Consider the following 20050-nt stretch of genomic DNA (forward strand, 5'->3'; position numbering starts at 1 on the left):
TTACTTCAGATCGTCTTCGCGCGACCGGCTGCGAAACGCCTCGCGCGATCGCAGCACGTCGTTGCCCGACGCCCCCACGGCCGACGCAGCACTCGCAGGTGCCGCTGCAGCCGCCGGTGCCGACGCGGCATCGGGCGCGGACGCGCCAGTGGACGCCGCGGCGTTTTGTCGCCCCTGCTCGACGAGCTTGTCGAGCGGCAGGTACACGACGCTATTGCCGCCCTTGTTGCCGACGAACACCTTCGTCGCGTTCGAATAGATTTCCTGCATCGTCTCGAGATACATCCGCTCGCGAATCACCGCGGGCGCCTTCGAGTACTGCGCATAGACCTGCTTGAAGCGATCGGCATCGCCTTCGGCTTCCGTGACCACGCGATCGGCGTACGCCTTCGCTTCGTCGACGAGCTTCGCCGCATCGCCCTGTGCCTTCGGCAGCAGGTCGTTTGCATACGCCTGCGCCGCGCGCTTCGCGGCCTCGCGCTCGTCGCGCGCCTTCGCGACTTCACCGTAGGCGGCCTGTGTCTGCTCGGGTGCCGCAACGCTCTGCATCGTAACGGCCGTCACCTCGAGCCCGGACTGGTAACGATCGAGGTCGCGCTGAATCGCGGCGGCGAGCTGCTCGCGCAGCGCGTCGCGGTCCTGGTTCAGCACGTCGGCTGCGCTGCGCGTGCCGACGATCGCACGTACCGCGGCCTGGGCAGCCTGCGAGACGCTGCGCTCGGGATCGACACTGCGGAACAGGTAATCGGTCGCGGAACGGATCCGGTACTGGACGATGAAGCGCACGTCGACGATATCGGCATCGCGCGTCAGCATCGCCGCTTCCTTCACGTTCGCGAGACGCACGACGTTGTTGCGGCCGATCTCGATCGAGCGGACCTGCGACGTATCGACGATCTCGTGCGACGCGAACGGATACGGCGCGCGCCAGTGCACGCCCTGGCCGACCGTGCCCGACAGCTTGCCGAGCTGCAGCACGACGCCCGTCTGCCCTTCCTGTACGACGAACAGCCCGCTGCCCGCGTAGACCGCGACCAGCACGCCGATCACGATGCCGACACCGACGCGTGCGGCTCGCCCGTTGTCAGGACGGAAACCGTTGCCGCCCTTGCCGCCGAACAGGCCGTTCAGGCGCCGGTTGAAGTTGCGCCACATCTCGTCGAGATCGGGCGGACCATCGCCGTCGCCGCCTTGCGGACGCTTCGATTCGTTCGGACGGGGACGGGATCCGTCTTTGCCATTGCTTTCGCCACGTCCCCAGCGGGGATCGTTGATCGACAGCAAGGCGCGCATCCGCCGCCAGGTACTCCGCTCGTTGTATTCGTTCACCAGAGTTTGTTCACCAGATTAGACGCCGGCGAACCGGCCGGGACCGGTTAGCGCCCGTGTTCGGAAATCGTGTGGTCTTCGTGTGGTTCAGCGGGGGCGCCGTCGAGCACGCCGTTGGGTAACGTCGCGCCGGAAAGGTGTTCCGCGGAGGCGATTTCGGCGATGGCGGCACGCAACGCGTCAAGACCCTGACCGGTGCGCGCGCTCAAAAAGACGCGCGAAATATTACCATACTCGTCCCGCTCGACCGCGTCGCCGCGGGCCGCCAGCTCAGGCACGGCGTCGATCTTGTTGAACACCAGCACCTGCCGGATCGTGTCCGCGCCGATCTCGTGCAGCACACCATTGACCTGCTCGATCTGTTCAAGCCTGACCGCGCTCGACGCATCGACCACGTGCAGCAGCAGATCCGCGTGGATCGTTTCCTCGAGCGTCGCGCGGAATGCCGCGACCAGTTGGTGAGGCAACTCGCGGATGAACCCGACCGTATCCGACACGACGATCTGGCCGACCTCGTCGCCGAGGTACACGCGCCGCGACGTCGTATCGAGCGTGGCGAACAGCTGGTCGGCCGCGTAGGCCTGCGCTTTCGTCAGCGCGTTGAACAGCGTCGACTTGCCCGCGTTCGTATAACCCACGAGCGACACCGACATCGTGCCGCTACGCGCGCGCTGGCGGCGTTGCGTGCTGTGTTGCCGGCGCAACCGGTCGAGCCTCGACTTCAGCATCTTGATGCGTTCGCCGATCAGCCGGCGGTCGGTTTCGAGCTGGGTTTCACCGGGGCCGCGCAGGCCGATACCGCCCTTCTGCCGCTCAAGGTGAGTCCACGCGCGAATGAGCCGCGTCGACAGATACTGAAGCTGCGCGAGTTCGACCTGCAGCTTGCCTTCGTGGCTGCGGGCGCGCTGTGCAAAGATGTCGAGGATGAGGCTGGTGCGATCGACCACACGCCGGTTAAGTGCCTGCTCCAGATTACGTTGCTGGGCTGGCGCCAGTGCGTGGTTGAAGATGACGATTTCGACGTTGTGTGCGTCGCAGGCGAGCCGGAGTTCTTCGGCTTTGCCACTGCCGATGAACATCTTGGCATCGGGACTGGAGCGACGACCCGTGAGGGTGACTGCGGGACGGGCCCCCGCGCTGGAGGCGAGAAGACTGAGTTCTTCGAGACTGGCTTCGAAATCGGTCTTGCCGAAATCGATGCCGACGAGCGCTGCGTTGATCAAATTTTCAGGTGTCAAGATAAGGCGGCTGGCATCGGTCGCTCGCGGCGACCGGATGCCGGCCGCTGCGATAGGTTAGGACGAGGATTCCGCGTCCGGGTGGAAATTCACCGGGCGCGCCGGCACGACCGTCGAGATGGCGTGCTTGTACACCATCTGGGTCACCGTATTACGGAGCAACACGACGTACTGGTCGAACGATTCAATGTTCCCTTGAAGCTTGATGCCGTTGACGAGGTAGATCGAAACGGGAACGTGCTCTTTGCGCAGTGCGTTCAAAAACGGGTCTTGTAACAATTGCCCTTTGTTGCTCATGGCGTACTCCATCTTTTTTTGCAGGTTGATCTGGACTGGCGGCGAAGAAAAAGAGATCCGGCGCCAATCGCTACACTATAGCCGATTTTGCCTGGCCCGCCCGGGGCATAGGCCTTGCGGCCAACCCCTTGCGTGACGCGTGTAACAGACGTCTTCAGCTCTTGTCCGCGTACGGATTGTTCGACGAACGGAACTCTATGCGCAATGGAGTCCCTGTCAGTGAGAAAGTTTCCCGGAACCGGTTTTCCAGGTAGCGCTTGTACGTTTCCGTCACGGCATCGAGCGCGTTGCCGTGGATGACGATGATCGGCGGATTCTGGCCGCCCTGGTGTGCGTAGCGCAGCTTCGGACGCACCGGGCCGCGACGGCGCGGCTGCTGGAACTCGACGGCTTCGATCAGCGCACGCGTGAGCTTCGGCGTCGGCAGCTTCGCCATCGCCGCCGCGTACGCGTCGTCGACCGAGCGCATCAGGGTGCCGATGCCCGTCTTCTTCGCGGCCGAAATGAAGTGCGATTTCGCGAAGTCGAGGAATTTCAGCTTGCGGGTCAAATCCGCTTTCGCACGATCGCGCGCGTGGTCGTCGAGCCCGTCCCACTTGTTGACGCCGATCACGAGCGCACGGCCCTGCTCGACAACGAAGCCGGCAATGTGCGCGTCCTGGTCGGAGATGTCCTGCTGCGCATCCAGCAGAAGAATGACGACGTTCGCGTCGGAGATCGACTGCAGCGTCTTCACGACCGAGAACTTCTCGATCGCCTCGAACACCTTGCCGCGGCGCCGCAGTCCGGCCGTGTCGATCAGCGTGTATTTCTTGCCGTTACGCTCGAAGTCGACGTAGATCGAATCGCGCGTCGTGCCCGGCATGTCGAACGCGATCACGCGATCCTCGCCGATCAGCGCGTTCACGAGCGTCGACTTGCCGACGTTCGGACGGCCGACGATCGCGATCTTGATGCCGCGCGACGGGTCGTTGTCGTCTTCCTCTTCCGGCTGGTCCGCGTACGCGACTTCCAGCGCCTCGTTGATCATGTCGGTCACGCCGTCGCCGTGCGCGGCCGAGATCGCGCGCGGATCGCCGAGCCCGAGCTCGTAGAAGTCGGTCGCGACCGCCGTGTACTTCATCCCCTCGGCCTTGTTGACGACGAGGAAGATCGGCCGGCCGGTCTTGCGCAGGTAGTCGGCGATCGACTTGTCCTGCGGCGCGAGCCCGTTGCGGCCGTCGACGATGAACACGACGACGTCGGCTTCCTCGACGGCCTGCCGCGTCTGGCGTGCCATCTCGTGCAGGATGCCGTCCTTCGCGACGGGTTCGAAGCCGCCCGTATCGACGACCAGGTACGGCCGCTCGCCGACGCGCCCTTCGCCGTAATGGCGATCGCGCGTCAGGCCCGGCAAGTCGGCAACAAGCGCATCGCGCGAGCGCGTGAGCCGGTTGAACAGCGTGGATTTCCCCACATTGGGGCGCCCAACTAGGGCAATGACCGGTTTCATCAGTGTTTTCTACGGTGAAGCGCAGCAGCGGGAGGCCCGCTGCTGCGGGCGGCTGCGCTGAATGAAAATATCACGAATTCGCGCAGCGCCGGATGCGCGCGCCGGGCACGCGTTGCGCGCCGTCGTCTTTCGTCTCGAACTGCCTTTCAAATACCGAGCGGCCGGGAACACCGGCCGCCTTCATGTCGCCCGGCCGGGGCGAGCGGGACAAGCCCGCCGCGCCGCGGCCGCGCATGTTTCCTGCGCGTCAGCGCGGGCGGAAGCCGTACAGGCCGCCGTCCTTCGTCTGCACGACGAGCGTGTTGCCCGCGAGGACCGGCGCCGCCGTAATCGCGCTGCCGTCGGTCTTCATCCGTGCGATGAAGCTGCCGTCTTCGCGCGACAGGAAGTGCACGAAGCCCTGGTAATCGCCCAACACGACCGCATGCCCGAGCAGATACGGCACGCCGACGTCACGGCTCTTCAGCTTGTCGTTGCGCCACAGCTGGTTGCCCGAGGCGGCATCGTACGCCGTCACGACCGACCAGTCGTCGCCGCCGGCGACGACCGAATCGTCCTGCGCGAGACCGCTGCGGCTCGAGAACGGCTTTTCCCACAGCGGGCGGCCCGAGTTTGCATCGAAGCAGCCGAGCTGCCCCTGGAACGTCACCGCGCAGGCTTCCGCACCCACGAGCGTCGGCGGGCCGCTGACATCGTTGATGCGCTCGACCTCGGTCACGCCCTTCGGGAACGACACCGGCGTCTGCCAGAACGGTTCGCCCGTCTGCAGGTTGATTGCGACCAGCCCGCCGCCAGGGAAACCCGCCAGCACCGCCGCGTCACCCGCGAACGTCATGCCGGCCGACACGCGCAAGTTCAACGGCACCGAGCGGTTGCGGTAGTTCCACTTCTGCTCGCCCGTCTGCGCGTTGAACGCGATCACCTGGCCGTCGATCGTACGGACGACCACGAGGCCGTTACCCACGAGCGGCGGCGAGAAGATCTCGCCCTGCACGCTGGTCTTCCACAGTTGCTTGCCGTCCGGACCCAGCACGAACACGCCGCCCTTCAGCGCGCCGACCGCGGTCAGGTTGCCGTCGCTGCCGACACCGGCCGACAGGTCGGAGCCGACCTTCGCGCGCCAGAGCGTCTGGCCCGTCTTCGCGTCGATCTTCTCGACCGAACCGTTCTCGCCCGCTGCATAGACGGCGTCGCCCACGGCCACCGGCGAGAACAGGTAGCGCCCGCCCTTGCCGACGCTCGCCTTCCAGACCTGTTGCACGTCCATCACGGGCTTGAACTCGGTGAGCGGCGTCGGCACGCGGCGCGCGTCCTTCGACGACGAGCAGGCCGCCAGAGCGAGGACAGCCGCCGCGCAGGCAACGGGCACAGCGTAACGTTTCAGCAAATTCATCGGTTAGCGAAGCAGAGTTAAGAGGTTGAGGGGACCGGGGTTCAGCCGCCGAGCGCGTCCAGCTTGAACTGCACGAGCTGACGCGCAGACTGGTCGTCCTTCGACAGGCCGTCGAGCGCGAGCTTGTAAGCCGCGCGCGCATCGTCGGTCTTGCCTTGCGCGGCAAGCAGATCGCCACGGCGATCTGCCACGAGGCCCTTGAATGCATCGACCGGCGTACCCGACAGCAGCGCGAGGCCCGCATCGTACGCCTTCTCGTCGAGCAGCAGCGACGCGAGACGCAGCTTCGCGATCTGCTTGTACTCGTCATCCTTGGCGTGCTCGACGGCCCATTGCAGCTGCGCCTTCGCACCGGCCGAGTCGCCGGCTGCGTACAGCGTCTTCGCGGCGGAAAGTGCCGTCATCTGCGCATACGGCGTGCTGCCGAACTTGTCTTCCATGTCGGCGGCCGCGCGAGCCATCGTCGCCTTGTCGTTCGCGGCGGCAGCCTTCTGGACCTGCTCGTACAGCCCGGACGCCTCGGCAGCCTGACGGCGCTGCCAGTAGTTCCATCCGTTGAAACCGGCCGCGACGACGAGCGCCGCGAGCACGATCCACGTGGTGAGGTTGCCCCAGCGGGCCCACCACGCCTTGAGACTTTCAATCGATTCTTGTTCGTCGTGATAACTCATCGGCGAGCGATTCCTTCCTGTTCAGGCTTTTTTGTCGAGCGGATGTCAGCGCGATCAGTCGTCGCCGTCTTCGGCGGATGCAACCATCGCATTGATTAGGAATTCGGTCAAGCCTTCGACCGGTACGGTCTGCTGAACGTTCTTTTCCCCGTCTCCGCCCGCACCGCGCAGCGCTTTCACGCCCACCGTGCCGTTCGCGACCTCTTCTTCACCGAAGATCACCGCGAACGCGGCGCCGCTTGCGTCGGCCCGTTTCATTTGCGACTTGAAGCTCGCCGACGCGCCGTCGGCGCTGCAGTGGAAGATCACGTCGAGGCCCGTGTCGCGCAGACGCTCGGCCGCGATGAACGCCTGTTCGCGCGCGGTCTCGCCCTGGTGCACGACGTATACGTCGACGCCTTCCTGCTCGGGTGCGAGATCCTCTTCCTTCAGCAGTTCGAGGATCCGCTCGATGCCCATCGCCCAGCCGCACGCGGCGGTCGGCTTGCCGCCGAGCTGCTCGATCAGCGGATCGTAGCGGCCACCGGCCGCGACCGTGCCCTGCGCGCCGAGCTTGTCGGTCACCCACTCGAACACGGTGAGGTTGTAGTAGTCCAGACCACGCACGAGACGCGGGTTGATCTTGAACGGAATGTTGTTCGCGAGCAGCAGGCGCTGCAGCCCTTCGAAGTGCGCACGCGATTCGTCGCCGAGGAAATCGATCAGCTTCGGCGCGTTCTGCGCGATTTCCTGCAGCGCGGGATTCTTCGTGTCGAGCACGCGCAGCGGGTTCGTATACAGGCGGCGCTTTGCATCCTCGTCGAGCACGTCGGCGAACTGCTCGAGGTACTTGATCAGTTCGACGCGGTGCGCGGCGCGCTCCTCGGCGAGACCGAGCGAATTGATCTCGAGCTTGATGCCGGTCAGGCCGAGGTCGTCCCACAGGCGCTGGCACATCATGATGATCTCGGCATCCGCATCGGGGCCCGCGAAGCCGAGCGCCTCGACGCCGACCTGGTGGAACTGGCGATAGCGGCCGCGCTGCGGACGCTCGTGACGGAACATCGGGCCGATGTACCACAGGCGCTTCGGGCCGTCGTACAGCATGTTGTGCTCGATCGACGCGCGCACGACCGCCGCGGTATTTTCGGGGCGCATCGTCAGGTTTTCACCGTTCAGCGCGTCGGTGAAGCTGTACATCTCTTTTTCGACGATGTCGGTGACCTCACCGATGCCGCGCGTGAAGAGCTGCGTGTGCTCGACGATCGGCGTGCGGATGTTCTGGTAACCGTATGCGCGCAGCAGCGATTTCACCGTAGCTTCGAAGAACTCCCAAAGGCCGGCATCCTGCGGGAGGATGTCGTTCATGCCCTTGACGCCGGTGAGCTTCTCGATCTTGCGTTTTTGTTCAGTCATCGTGTGTGTGGACGAATTAGTTCGTGGCCTCAGCGCGGCCGTAATTGCGTGCGACGTAGTCGCTGACGATCTGCTGGAATTCCTCGGCGATCCGCTCGCCGCGCAGCGTCTTGACCTTCTCGCCGTCGATGAAGACGGGCGCGGCCGGGTTCTCGCCAGAGCCCGGCAGGCTGATGCCGATGTTCGCGTGCTTCGATTCGCCCGGGCCGTTGACGATGCAGCCCATCACCGCGACGTTCATTTTCTCGACGCCCGGATACTCCTTGCGCCAGACAGGCATCTGTTCGCGCAGGTAGGTCTGGATCTGCATCGCGAGTTCCTGGAACAGCGTGCTCGTCGTGCGGCCGCAGCCCGGGCACGCGATCACCATCGGTGCGAACGAACGCAGGCCCATTGTCTGCAGGATTTCCTGGCCGACGATCACTTCGCCCGTGCGCGACGCGCCCGGCTCCGGCGTCAGCGAGATGCGGATCGTGTCGCCGATCCCTTCCTGCAGCAGCACGCCGAGTGCGGCCGTCGACGCGACGATGCCCTTCGAGCCCATGCCGGCCTCGGTCAGCCCCAGGTGCAGCGCGAAGCCGCAGCGGCGGCCGAGTTCGCGGTACACGGCGATCAGGTCCTGCACGCCGCTGACCTTGCACGACAGAATGATGCGGTCGCGGCCGAGGCCCAGCTCGACCGCACGCTCGGCCGAGCCGATCGCCGACTGGATCAGCGCCTCGTACATCACGCTCTGCGCATCCCACGGCTGCGAACGCGCACCGTTCTCGTCCATCATGCGCGCAAGCAGGTCCTGGTCGAGACTGCCCCAGTTCACGCCGATCCGCACCGGCTTGTCGTACTTGGCCGCAGCCTCGATCATCTGCGCGAACTGCGTATCGCGCTTCGCACCCTGGCCGACGTTGCCCGGGTTGATCCGGTACTTCGACAGCGCCTCCGCGCAGCCCGGGTAGTCACGCAGCAGCAGGTGGCCGTTGTAGTGGAAATCGCCGACGAGCGGCACGGTCACGCCCATGCGGTCGAGCTGCTCGCGAATCGCCGGCACGGCGGCCGCGGCCTCGGGCGTGTTGACCGTGATGCGCACCAGTTCGGAGCCCGCGTTCGCGAGTTCCTTGATCTGGATTGCCGTGCCGATCGCGTCAGCCGTATCGGTATTCGTCATCGACTGCACGCGCACCGGCGCGTCGCCGCCGATCGTCACGAGCTGCCCGCCCCAGCGGACATCCACCGCATGCGATACACGGCGCGGCTGATGCCCGCCGAACACCGGCTCGGTTGAACAAATCTGACTGCTGCGTGGGGATTGAGCTTCGGATTGCATCGATAGATCCATTTACGCGGAATGCGCCGCGACGCGGCGCATGAATTGAAAAAGCGCCGTGCCCTCGCGACCCGTCGATATCGACGACAGGCCTTCGCCACGGCGCTTGACGTCAGGGCAACGTGAACCGCGCCACATTACCCCGCGCTGCCGAATATTTTGCCGGATCGACGGGTTTTCCGTCGAACGCGATTGCGTCGAGGCCCGCCTTGTTGCCGATCGTGACCTTGAACGGGCCGTCGCCGGCGACCTGCTTCGCCTCGCCGCCGTGCACCAGCCCGGAGAACAGCTCCTTGCCGCTCTTGTCGCGCACGCTGAACCAGCTGTCCTGCTTCACCTTCAGCTCCACCATCGACTGGCCGGCCGCGACCACGACGCTCGCCGGCGCGGCGGCGCTTGCGGCCGTCGTTGCCGCGACGGGCTGTGAAGCGGCTGCCGCCACGACCGGCGCCACGGGCGCAGGCGCCGGAACAGCCGACGCAACGGCCGGCGCCGGGGCTGCAGACGCAACAATCGAGGCCGGAACCTCATTCGCGACCCCAGCAGATGCACCGCCCGAGGCCGCCTCTTCGGCGGATGACGGCGAGGCCGCCACCGGCACGCTCGCGGCCGACGCATGCTCCGCGTCGCCGCTCTTGAAGCGCGCGAGCAGGCTCGACGAATCGCCGCCAGTGTGCCACATCAGTACTGCAACCACCGCGACGACGACGATCCCCGTGCCCCACAGCCACGGGTGATGACGCGACGATCCGCCCAGCGGAATCGACACGCGGCCGCGCGGCAGATCCGTCCCCGACGACGCAGGCATCGACAGGTCGACTTCCGGCACCCCGCGCTCTCGGCGCAACGCCTGCGCGAACGGTTCCGGATCGACGCCAAGCATCTTCGCGTAGCTGCGCACGACACCAAGCGCGAACGTCACGCCGGGCAAATGGCTGATGTCGCCGGCCTCGAGCGCCCGAAGCTTCTGCGGTGCGACCTTGAGTCGCGCCGACACGTCGTCGACGGTCCAACCCCTCGTTTCCCGAAGCTGCGCCAGTCGGCTACCGACTGCCGCAAGCGATTCCAACCCTGCCGGTGCCGGCTTCGCGCCATTCGTCTCTGCGCCGTTAGACGGCTGCGGCTCACTCATCCTTGTCCTCGCGTCGATTCTTCTTCACTGGCGGCCGCCACCGGTTCCCGCCGGCCGGCACCCGCAACTGTCCATACCATGCGCGACGCCGAGGCGCCGCGACCGATCGCTGTTCGCGTGTTGTACCGCTCAAAGGCCCTGGCATCCCCGGCCGGGCGCCCCTGTCAAATCGCCCGAACTTCGATGATTTTTCCTGCTGCGCCCGTACGTTCCGCGAGGCGCGTGCGATCCTTCACTGCGCCGGCCAGCTGGCCGCACGCGGCATCGATATCGTCGCCGCGCGTCTTGCGCACAGTCGTGACGACTCCCGCGTCGATGAGAATCTGTGCAAAGCGCTTGATCTGCTCCGGCTTCGAGCGGATGAGGCCCGATTCCGGAAACGGATTGAACGGGATCAGATTGAACTTGCACGGCACGTCGCGCGTGACGGCCAGCAGTTCGCGTGCATGCGCTTCGGTGTCGTTGACGCCGTCCAGCATGCAGTATTCGAAAGTGATGAAGTCGCGCGGTGCGACTTTCAGATAACGCTGGCAAGCCGCCATCAGCTCGCGCAGCGGATACTTCTTGTTGAGCGGCACCAGCTCGTCGCGCAGCGGATCGTTCGGCGCGTGCAGCGAAACGGCCAGCGCAACCGGCAGTTCGGCGCCGAGGCGGTCCATCATCGGGACTACGCCGGACGTCGACAGCGTAACGCGGCGACGCGACAGGCCGTACGCGTTGTCGTCCAGCATCAGCCGCATCGCCGGCACGACCGCGCTGTAATTCAGCAGCGGCTCGCCCATACCCATCATCACCACGTTGGTGACGACCCGCTCTGCCTTACCGTTCGGGCCGGGCGCACGCCCCAGCGACGCTCGCAATGCAAATTCGGCCATCCGTAGCTGGCCGATGATTTCGGCTGTCGACAGGTTGCGGGAAAAGCCCTGCTTGCCCGTCGAACAGAAGCGGCAGTTGACCGCACACCCGGCCTGCGACGACACGCACAGCGTGCCGCGCGTCTCTTCCGGGATGAACACGGTTTCGACCGCATTGCCGTTTCCGACGTCGATCAGCCACTTGCGCGTGCCGTCGGTGGAAACGTGATCGCTGGCAATCTCGGGCATGCCGATCGACGCGCGGCCCTTGAGCTTTTCTCTCAAGGACTTCGCGAGATCGGTCATGCCGTCGAAGTCGCCAGCGTTGTACTGGTGGATCCAGCGCTGCAACTGCTTGGCGCGGAACGGCTTCTCGCCGAGGCTGCCGCAGTACGCGACAAGACCCTCGGCGTCGAAGTCGAGAAGATTGACGGAAGTTTCGCTCGTCATGATGTGCTGCCTTGCCGCGTGCGCTGAATCCTGCCTACTTGCTGCCAGCCAGGGCTTAGCGCGAGTAAACGTTCATTTCCGGGAAGAAGAACGCGATTTCGACCGCTGCCGTTTCTGCAGCGTCCGAGCCGTGAACGGCGTTCGCGTCGATGCTGTCGGCGAAATCGGCGCGGATCGTGCCCTTTTCCGCCTTCTTAGGATCCGTTGCGCCCATCAGGTCGCGGTTCTTCAGGATCGCGCCTTCACCTTCCAGAACCTGGATCATCACCGGGCCCGAGATCATGAAATCGACGAGGTCCTTGAAGAACGGACGTGCTGCGTGAACCGCATAGAACTTCTCTGCGTCAGCACGCGACAGGTGAGCCATGCGCGATGCGACGATCTTCAGGCCGGCGCCTTCGAAACGGCTGTAGATCTGGCCGATCACGTTCTTTGCCACCGCATCCGGCTTGATGATCGACAGGGTGCGCTCGATTGCCATAAAAACTCCAAAAAATTAAGAAGTTACAGGTTCAAATGAATCCGCTATTGTAGCACGATCCCGTGTATCATTGCGATTGAACCCTTACACACGTGAAAGGTTCAGAATCCATATGTTTTAGTGCCGCCCGGCCATTGAAACCTCTCGGCACGGAACGTATCTTAGCCATAGCTGCCCCGGTTTGCTGCGCCGCACATCGCGCGCGCCGAACCGGCCCTGAACGCCCATGCGTTCAATGTTAGGAGAAACCATGAACGACTATCCGTACAATTTCGGCCGCGGCGGTTCCGTCAGCACCGCCGAAGTTCGCAACCGCGTGCTGCGAAACACGTACTGGCTGCTCGCGCTGTCGATGGTGCCGACCGTGCTGGGCGCCTGGGTCGGCGTCGCGACGGGCTTCTCGCTGTTCGCGGCCACGAGCCCGATGATGAGCCTGCTCGCGTTCTTCGCGATTGCGTTCGGCTTCATGTTCGCGATCGAGCGGACGAAAAACAGCGCGGCCGGCGTGTTCGTGCTGCTCGGCTTCACGTTCTTCATGGGTCTGATGCTGTCGCGGCTGCTGAGCTTCATCCTCGGCTTCTCGAACGGTCCGTCGCTGATCATGCTTGCGTTCGGCGGCACCGGCATCATCTTCGCCGCGATGGCAACGATCGCCACCGTCAGCAAGCGCGACTTCTCGGGGCTCGGCAAGTGGCTGTTCATGGGCGTGATCGTGATCCTGCTCGCCTCGGTCGCGAACATCTTCCTGCAACTCCCGGCCCTGATGCTCACCGTGTCGGTACTCGCGATCGCGATCTTCTCCGCATACATGCTGTTCGACGTCCAGCGCGTCGTGAACGGCGGCGAGACGAACTACATCTCGGCAACGCTCGCGATCTACCTCGACCTGTACAACGTGTTCACGAACCTGCTCGCGCTGCTCGGCATCTTCGGCGGCAACCGCAACTGACGTTTGCTGCACACCATGAAAAAACCGGCCCGCGGGCCGGTTTTTTTACGTCCGCCGCGTGGGCTCAGTCGCGCTCGAACAGCGCGATCGATTCGACGTGCGACGTATTCGGGAACATGTTCACGACACCGGCGCCCTTCAGGCGGTAGCCGGCCTCGTGCACGAGCAGACCCGCGTCGCGCGCCAGCGTCGACGGGTTGCACGACACGTAGACGATGCGCTTCGGCAACGGGCCTTCACCGCTCTGCGCGATCTCGGCCAGCGCCTTCGACACTGCGAGCGCGCCTTCGCGCGGCGGGTCGATCAGGAACTTGTCGAATGCGCCAAGCGCGCGGATGTCATCGCCCGTCACTTCGAACAGGTTACGGCACGCGAACGTCGTATGGCCGTCGACACCGTTCTCGCGCGCGTTCGCCAGCGCGCGTGTCGTCAGCGTGTCGCTGCCTTCGATGCCCATCACCTCGCGCGACAGCCGCGCGAGCGGCAGCGTGAAGTTGCCGATCCCGCAGAACAGGTCGAGCACGCGGTCGTCGCGCGACGGCGCGAGCAGACGCAGCGCGCGGCCCACCAGCACACGGTTGATCTGATGGTTGACCTGCGTGAAGTCGGTCGGCTTGAACGGCATGCGGATGCCGAATTCCGGCAACGTGTAGTCGAGCGATACGTCGAGCGGATAGAACGGGGTTACCGTGTCCGGGCCTTTCGGCTGCAGCCAGAACTGCACCTTGTGCTCGTCCGCGAACGCGCGCAACAGCGCTTCGTCGTCCGCGTTGATCGGCTCCAGGACCCGAAGCACGAGCGCCGTGACTTCCGAGCCGACCGCGAGCTCGATCTGCGGCATCCGATCGCGGATCGACAGCCCCTCGACCAGCCGGCGCAGCGGCACGAGCATTGCGGACACGTGCGGCGGCAGCACTTCGCAGCTCGTCATGTCGGCGACGTAGCTGCTCTTCTTCTCATGGAAGCCGACCAGCACGCCGCCCTTCTTCGCGACGTTGCGCACGGTCAGGCGTGCGCGGTAGCGATAGCCCCAGGATGGGCCGTGGATCGGCGCGAACATCGTTTCCGCGCGCAGCTTCGCCAGGTGCCACAGGTTGTCTTCGAGCACGCGCTGCTTGACCGCCACCTGCGCACGCATGTCGAGATGCTGCATCGAGCAGCCGCCGCAGGTGCCGAAGAACGCGCATTTCGGCTTCGTGCGCATCACGCTCGGGCGCAGAATGTCGACAACCGTCGCCTGCTCGTAGCTCGGCTTGCGGCGGAAGCTCGAATAGGTCACGCGCTCGCCCGGCAACGCACCCTCGACGAAGATGACCTTGCCCGGCTCGCCGTCCTCGGTCATCGTGCGGCCGACACCGCGCGCTTCCATGTCGAGCGATTCGATCTCGAGAACCGGGGCAATTCCGGGCGCGACGGGCGCATTTCTAGATTTGCGCGCAGAAGTGGGGACGGCTTCGGACACCAGCTTTTCCTGACAAACGTTGAAGAAGGCGAGATTGTAGACGACGAAGGCCCGCATCGCCCGCTTTGCATGACGCAAGCGTCGATACTTGAGCATAGACGGTCCGGCATCGCGCCGGAGCCGCGAGGCAGGCGGCCCGGGAGCGCCATGGCCGGGCGCTGATCGACAGGCCGATCGAAAGCGGCCCTCGGCCCGAAATTCGCCCGACAGGAGATTCGACCATGCGACTGATCGACTGGAACATCCAATGGGGTCGGGACGCAGACGGCGGCGTCGATCTTTCGCGCACCGTCGCGGCAATCCGCGAACTCGGCGACTTCGACGTGCTGTGCCTTCAGGAGGTAACGCGCGGCTTCGGCGCCCTGCCCGGCCGGCCCGGCACCGACCAGTTCGCCGAACTCGCGGCGCTGCTGCCCGGCCACACGATCATCGAGGCGATCGGCGCCGACCTGCCAGCCATCGAAGCCGGCGCACCGCGCCGCCAGTTCGGCAACGCGATCGCGACCCGGCTACCGGTCGGGCGCGTGCTCCGCCAGTTGCTGCCTTGGCCAGCCGACGCCGGCGCGCCGTCGATGCCGCGCGTTGCGCTCGATGTCGAGTTGCAGGCGCCCTTCGGGCCACTGCGGGTGGTCACCACGCATCTGGAATACTATTCGGCGCGCCAGCGGCTCGCTCAGGTCGACGCGCTGCGTGACCGGCACCGCGAGGCCTGCGCACACGCGGCACAACCGGCGCCCGCCGAAACCGCCGAGGGGCCATTCAGCGCGACCGGCCAGCCGGGCGATGCAATCGTCTGCGGCGATTTCAACAGCGCGTTCGGCAGCGATGCCTATCGCCGATTCCTGGAGCCGATCCCAGACGCGCCGCGCTTCATCGACGCGTGGATCGCCCGGCACCCTGGCCGCACGCCACCGCCGACGGCCGGCGTCTACGATATGGTGCAATGGTCGGAGGGGCCGCTCACGTGCGACTTCGTGTTCGTGACCGATACGCTGCTGCCGCACGTCACGCGCTGCGAGATCGACGGCGATGTGCGCGCGTCGGATCACCAGCCGGTGCTGCTCGAACTCTCCTGATCGCACCGGCTGCTGCGCACTCCACCCGCGTTACGCGTCGAAGCCGGCCAGGTATTCGGTCCAGTGCGACGCAGGCTCCTGCGCAAGCGAGTTCCTCACGAGCAGGATCTCGTCCGCATACTCGCTCGGCGTCAGGCCGCCGCGCATCAACTGGAACCGGCAATACAGCAGGTAGGTATTGACGACGTCGGTTTCGCAATAGTTGCGGATTTCCTCGATCCGCCCGGCCTGGAACGCCGGCCACACCTGGCTGCCGTCCATTCCGAGCTTGCCCGGAAATCCGCACATCTTCGCGAGCGCGTCGAGCGGCGCGTTCGCACGCGCCTGATACATCGCGAGCACATCCATCAGGTCGGTATGCCGCGAGTGGTAGCGCGAGATGTAGTTGTTCCACTTGAAATCGCGGTCGTCCTCGCCGAGATCCCAGTAGCGCGACGCGGGAATGCCGTGCACGAGCGCGCGGTAATGGAGCACCGGCAAATCGAAGCCGCCGCCGTTCCACGACACGAGCTGCGGCGTGTATTTCTCGATCACGCGATAGAACGACTGAATCAGCGTCGCCTCATTGTCCTGCGGCGTGCCGAGCGAGCGCACGCGAAAACCGTTGTTGTCGCGGAACACGCACGAAATCGCTGCAATGCGCTGCAGGTGATGCGGCAGGAAATCGCTGCCGGTCTTCTCGCGGCGGGCGGCGAACGCATGTTCAGCCACCGCGGCATCGTCGAGCGTCGCGGGCAGGTCTTCCAGACGGCGAATGCCGTCGACATCGGGAATTGTCTCGATGTCAAAAACAAGAATCGGAGTCATCGGTTACAGAACGGCGTCCTTGCGCACACCGTTGGAGGCGAAAAACCGCTTGAGGCGCACCAGCGCTTCCTGCTGGATCTGACGCACGCGCTCGCGCGTGAGCCCCATCTCGTCGGCCAGCTCCTCGAGCGTCGCCGGTTCGATGTGGTTCAGGCCGAAGCGGCGCTCGATCACGTGCCGATGCTTGTCGGACAGCCGCGACAGCCACGCGCGCGTCAGCGTCTCGAGCTCGCGGTGCTGCACCTCGGCATCGGGCGACTGGCTCTGGTCGTCGGGCAGCAGGTCGAGCAGGCTGCTCGCGGGATCGAGGTCGAGCGGCGCGTCGAGCGACGCCGTGTGCTCGTTGAGCGCGAGGATGTCGGTAACTTCCTCGGCGGTCTTGCCGGTGAGATAGGCGATGTCGTCGATGCTGGCTTCGCGGCGCTCGGCCGCTTCGCCCGTCGACATCGAGTTCTTTTCGAGGTGGCGCTTCGCGCGCAGTACCTGGTTCAGTTCACGGATCACGTGCACGGGCAGGCGCACCGTGCGGGCCTGGTTCATGATCGCGCGCTCGATGCTCTGCCGGATCCACCACGTCGCATACGTAGAAAAACGAAAGCCGCGCGTCGGGTCGAATTTTTCGATTGCATGCATCAGGCCGAGGTTGCCTTCCTCGATCAGGTCGAGCAGCGGCACGCCACGGTTCAGATAGCCCTTCGCGATGCTGACGACGAGGCGCAGGTTGCGCTCGATCATCACCTGCCGCGCCTCGAATTCGCCGGCCTTGGCCAGACGCGAATAGCGCTGCTCCTCCTCGACGGTGAGCAGCGGCTTCACGCTGATGCGGTTCAGGTAATGCTGAATCGTGTCGGCCGTGAGTTCGGCCTGTAGCAGCGTACGGAAATCGTCGACGTCGGGCGACGCCTCGGCGCGGCCTTCGCGCTCGTCGTCGCCACCTTCCGCGTCAGAGTCGCGTGCCTCGAGGTCACGCTCGTTGTCCGCGACATCGTCTTCGTCGTCCGTCGAAGCACCAGCTCGCCCCACCGATGCTTGCGTGGCACGACTGATTTTCTCAGACTCGGCTTGCGGCTCGTGGCGCTTCGATTTCGGCATGGTCGTCTCGGTTATTGAGGCGGCAAATACTTCAGCGGATCGACAGGTTTACCCTGCCGGCGAACCTCGAAATGCAGCATCACGCGGTCGGAATCGCTGTTCCCCATCTCGGCGATCTTCTGCCCCTTCGTTACCGCGTCCCCCTCTTTTACCATCAAAGCGCGATTGTGTGCATACGCCGTGAGGTAAGTTGCATCGTGCTTGATGATAATGAGGTTGCCGTAGCCGCGCAGACCATTCCCGGAGTAGACGACGCGACCGTCGGCCGCCGCCTTCACGGCCTCGCCGGCCGTACCGCCGATATTGACGCCCTTGTTCTTCGCGTCGTCGAAACCATTCAGCACGGGACCGCGCGCGGGCCACGCGAACGTCACGGGGCCGCTCGGCGCGGCAGCCGTATCGCTCGATGCGGCTGCCGCGGCAGGCGGAGTCGCGACCGACGACGTACCGGCGCCCGGCGTTGCCGGGCCGCTGCTGAGCGGCGCGGTCGCAACCGCGGCGCCCGCGATCGGCGCGGCGACCTGCGTGCCCGCCACGGCGGCACCGGCCTGCGGCGAAACGCGCAGCAGTTGGTCGACTTCAATCTGATTCGGGTTCGCCAGGTTGTTCCACGCGGCGATGTCGCGATAGTTCTGCCCGTTTTCGAGTGCGATCCGGTACAGCGTGTCGCCCGGCTTCACCCGGTAGTAACCCGGCGGCGCCGGGGGGAGCGGCGCCGCGGGCTGCGCGGTGCCGGTCGTGCCGAGCGAACCGGAGCGATCGACGACGGGCGCGTTGTCGAGCCGCGTCGCACAGGCGGCCAGAAGCGTGGAGAACGCAGCCACGCAGATCGCGCGCTGGGCGAGCGTGAGCGGCTCCCTGGAACGGTTGTTTTGCATCGCGCGCAACATACTCATCGGTTTCAAATTACTCCGGATTTTAAAGGGACAAAGAAAACGCGATCAAGCCGTGACTCTCGCCATTGCGCGTGCGCGACGCGCTCGACGAGCGTAAGCACCTGGTGCTGCCCGCTCTGCGCGCCGACCGGCGCGACGAGCCGCCCGCCGATCGCGAGCTGCTCGAGCAGCGCCTGCGGCACGTCGAGCCCCGCCGCCGCGATCACGATCGCATCGAACGGGGCCGCGGACGGCAGACCGACACGCCCGTCGCCGTAATGCAGACGGATGTTCGGCACGCGCAGCGGCCGCAGGTTCAGCTTCGCGCGCTCGTAGAGCGGCTTGATGCGTTCAATCGAATACACGTCGCGTGCCACGTGGCTCAGCACGGCGGCCTGATAGCCGCAGCCCGTGCCGATCTCGAGGACGCGCTCGAGCGTGCGGCCGGCCATCGCGAGCTCGATCATGCGCGCGACGACCGACGGCTTTGAAATGGTCTGCTGGTGGCCGATCGGCAACGCCGAATCCTCGTAGGCCTGCGTCGCGAGCCCCGGATCCACGAACATATGTCGCGGCACCGCGGCCATCGCGTCCAGCACGCGCGCGTCGGTCACGCCGTTCGCGCGCAGCCGTTCGACCATCCGTTCGCGCACACGTTCCGACGTGAGTGCAAACGCGCCGGCCGGCGCGGCGCTCGGCGCGGCCGGCTTCGGCATCGCGGGCTTCAGCACGGTCGGCTTCGGTGCGCTCGCCGGCTTCGCGGCGGCGGAGCCGGGCAATGCCGTTCGCGCCGCAGCAGGCTTCACCGCAACCGGTTTCAGCACGGCCGCGGGCTTGTCGGCGGCCTTCGATACCGCAACCGCCGCATGGCGTTCGCCGGCCCGACCTTCCGACTTGCGTGGCGCTCGCTTGAGATCTTCGAGCGCGAGCGGGAACCGCTTCGCGCGCTCGCCGCTCATGAAGCCCGCCCTCCAGCGCGCGCCCATTCGCGCGTCGCGGGCAGCATCTGCGTATGCGTGAGGTCCAGCTGCAGCGGCGTGATCGACACGAAACCGTTTGCCACTGCGTGAAAATCGGTGCCGTCGCTGGCGTCCATCGCTTCGCCCGCCGCGCCGATCCAGTAGATCGGTTCGCCGCGCGGGTCGGTCTGGCGAATCACCGGCTGCGACGGATGACGCTTGCCGAGGCGTGTAACCTTCCAGCCTTTCAGTTCGTCGTACGGCAGGTTCGGAATATTGACGTTCAGCAGCGGCTGGCCCGGCAGCGGATGCGCAAGATAGTGCTCGACGATTTCCGCGGCGACGCGCGCGGCGTCTGCCAGATGGGCCCAACCCTTGTCGACCAGCGAAAATGCGATGGCCGGCACGCCGAACATGACGCCTTCGGTGGCGGCCGCAACTGTCCCCGAATAGAGCGTGTCTTCGCCCATGTTCTGGCCGTTGTTGATCCCGGAAACCACGAGGTCCGGCGTAGCGTCGGCCATCCCCGTCAACGCGACGTGTACCGAATCGGTCGGCGTGCCGTTCACGTAGAAGAAACCCGTACTCGCCGCTCGCTGCACCGACAGCGGCCGCGACAACGTGAGGGAATTCGACGCGCCGCTGCAGTTCTGCTCGGGCGCGATCACCGTGAGGTCGGCCAGCGGCTGCAGCGCGTCGCTGAGCGCGGCGAGACCGGGGGCGAGATAGCCGTCGTCGTTGCTGAGTAGGATTCGCATCCGGCGATTGTAACCGAGG

Annotated in this window: 19 protein-coding genes; 2 read left to right on the forward strand and 17 right to left on the reverse strand. The window is 65.5% G+C overall.

Annotated features, from left to right (window positions below; translation table 11 throughout):
• The 11 genes from hflK to ndk form a co-directional block, all read right to left on the reverse strand.
• Entirely contained in the window at positions 1–1329 is a 1329-nt protein-coding gene (gene hflK / locus ACPTTC_RS10530; RefSeq protein WP_423392442.1) for an FtsH protease activity modulator HflK, read from the reverse strand.
• 47 nt (positions 1330–1376) lie between these two features.
• Positions 1377–2552, reverse strand: coding sequence for a GTPase HflX (gene hflX, locus ACPTTC_RS10535; RefSeq protein WP_226197154.1), 1176 nt, complete (start codon positions 2550–2552; stop codon positions 1377–1379).
• 72 nt (positions 2553–2624) lie between these two features.
• A complete protein-coding gene (gene hfq, locus ACPTTC_RS10540; RefSeq protein ID WP_423392443.1) occupies positions 2625–2864 on the reverse strand; it encodes an RNA chaperone Hfq in 240 nt (79 codons plus the stop codon).
• A gap of 154 nt (positions 2865–3018) precedes the next feature.
• Positions 3019–4356: a ribosome biogenesis GTPase Der gene (gene der / locus ACPTTC_RS10545; protein WP_175956026.1), complete on the reverse strand. Its 1338-nt coding sequence runs from the start codon at positions 4354–4356 to the stop codon at positions 3019–3021.
• A 247-nt stretch (positions 4357–4603) separates the two neighbouring features.
• The gene (gene bamB, locus ACPTTC_RS10550; RefSeq protein WP_423392444.1) at positions 4604–5749 is read right to left on the reverse strand and encodes an outer membrane protein assembly factor BamB; all 1146 of its coding nucleotides are present in this window, start codon (positions 5747–5749) and stop codon (positions 4604–4606) included.
• A gap of 41 nt (positions 5750–5790) precedes the next feature.
• Positions 5791–6420, reverse strand: a complete 630-nt coding sequence (locus ACPTTC_RS10555; RefSeq protein ID WP_423392445.1) for a tetratricopeptide repeat protein — start codon at positions 6418–6420, stop codon at positions 5791–5793.
• 54 nt (positions 6421–6474) lie between these two features.
• The gene (gene hisS, locus ACPTTC_RS10560; protein WP_423392446.1) at positions 6475–7815 is read right to left on the reverse strand and encodes a histidine--tRNA ligase; all 1341 of its coding nucleotides are present in this window, start codon (positions 7813–7815) and stop codon (positions 6475–6477) included.
• Between the two features lie 16 nt (positions 7816–7831).
• Positions 7832–9136, reverse strand: coding sequence for a flavodoxin-dependent (E)-4-hydroxy-3-methylbut-2-enyl-diphosphate synthase (ispG, locus tag ACPTTC_RS10565; RefSeq protein ID WP_175969727.1), 1305 nt, complete (start codon positions 9134–9136; stop codon positions 7832–7834).
• Positions 9137–9248: 112 nt separating this feature from the next.
• Positions 9249–10268 carry a helix-turn-helix domain-containing protein gene (locus ACPTTC_RS10570; RefSeq protein WP_423392447.1) on the reverse strand — a complete coding sequence of 340 codons (1020 nt, stop codon included), beginning with the start codon at positions 10266–10268 and terminating at the stop codon, positions 9249–9251.
• Between the two features lie 164 nt (positions 10269–10432).
• Positions 10433–11572 carry a 23S rRNA (adenine(2503)-C(2))-methyltransferase RlmN gene (rlmN, locus tag ACPTTC_RS10575; RefSeq protein ID WP_089445762.1) on the reverse strand — a complete coding sequence of 380 codons (1140 nt, stop codon included), beginning with the start codon at positions 11570–11572 and terminating at the stop codon, positions 10433–10435.
• Positions 11573–11627: 55 nt separating this feature from the next.
• Positions 11628–12053, reverse strand: a complete 426-nt coding sequence (gene ndk, locus ACPTTC_RS10580) for a nucleoside-diphosphate kinase (protein WP_006478674.1) — start codon at positions 12051–12053, stop codon at positions 11628–11630.
• A 250-nt stretch (positions 12054–12303) separates the two neighbouring features.
• Between ndk and ACPTTC_RS10585 the strand changes: the two genes are divergently transcribed.
• Entirely contained in the window at positions 12304–13002 is a 699-nt protein-coding gene (locus tag ACPTTC_RS10585; RefSeq protein ID WP_006761414.1) for a Bax inhibitor-1/YccA family protein, read from the forward strand.
• A 64-nt stretch (positions 13003–13066) separates the two neighbouring features.
• Here ACPTTC_RS10585 and rlmD read toward each other — a convergent pair whose 3' ends face one another.
• Positions 13067–14464 (reverse strand): 23S rRNA (uracil(1939)-C(5))-methyltransferase RlmD, encoded by a 1398-nt coding sequence (rlmD, locus tag ACPTTC_RS10590; protein WP_175956018.1) that lies wholly within the window; start codon positions 14462–14464, stop codon positions 13067–13069.
• Positions 14465–14685: 221 nt separating this feature from the next.
• On the opposite strand from rlmD, the gene ACPTTC_RS10595 reads away from it, so the two are divergent.
• The gene (locus tag ACPTTC_RS10595; RefSeq protein ID WP_423392448.1) at positions 14686–15540 is read left to right on the forward strand and encodes an endonuclease/exonuclease/phosphatase family protein; all 855 of its coding nucleotides are present in this window, start codon (positions 14686–14688) and stop codon (positions 15538–15540) included.
• A gap of 30 nt (positions 15541–15570) precedes the next feature.
• Here ACPTTC_RS10595 and ACPTTC_RS10600 read toward each other — a convergent pair whose 3' ends face one another.
• Genes ACPTTC_RS10600 through surE form a run of 5 tightly spaced genes read right to left on the reverse strand, consistent with a single transcriptional unit; the run spans position 15571 to position 20031 of the window.
• Positions 15571–16347 carry a 3'-5' exonuclease gene (locus ACPTTC_RS10600; RefSeq protein ID WP_175956008.1) on the reverse strand — a complete coding sequence of 259 codons (777 nt, stop codon included), beginning with the start codon at positions 16345–16347 and terminating at the stop codon, positions 15571–15573.
• 3 nt (positions 16348–16350) lie between these two features.
• A complete protein-coding gene (rpoS, locus tag ACPTTC_RS10605) occupies positions 16351–17439 on the reverse strand; it encodes an RNA polymerase sigma factor RpoS (protein WP_175956006.1) in 1089 nt (362 codons plus the stop codon).
• An 11-nt stretch (positions 17440–17450) separates the two neighbouring features.
• Positions 17451–18335: a peptidoglycan DD-metalloendopeptidase family protein gene (locus ACPTTC_RS10610; RefSeq protein WP_226197021.1), complete on the reverse strand. Its 885-nt coding sequence runs from the start codon at positions 18333–18335 to the stop codon at positions 17451–17453.
• Positions 18336–18340: 5 nt separating this feature from the next.
• The gene (locus tag ACPTTC_RS10615; protein ID WP_423392449.1) at positions 18341–19273 is read right to left on the reverse strand and encodes a protein-L-isoaspartate(D-aspartate) O-methyltransferase; all 933 of its coding nucleotides are present in this window, start codon (positions 19271–19273) and stop codon (positions 18341–18343) included.
• A complete protein-coding gene (surE, locus tag ACPTTC_RS10620) occupies positions 19270–20031 on the reverse strand; it encodes a 5'/3'-nucleotidase SurE (protein ID WP_423392450.1) in 762 nt (253 codons plus the stop codon). The genes ACPTTC_RS10615 and surE overlap by 4 nt, the downstream gene beginning before the upstream one ends.
• Positions 20032–20050: the final 19 nt, after the last annotated feature.

It is taken from the genome of Burkholderia mycopellens, assembly GCF_964265025.1.
GTDB lineage: Bacteria > Pseudomonadota > Gammaproteobacteria > Burkholderiales > Burkholderiaceae > Burkholderia.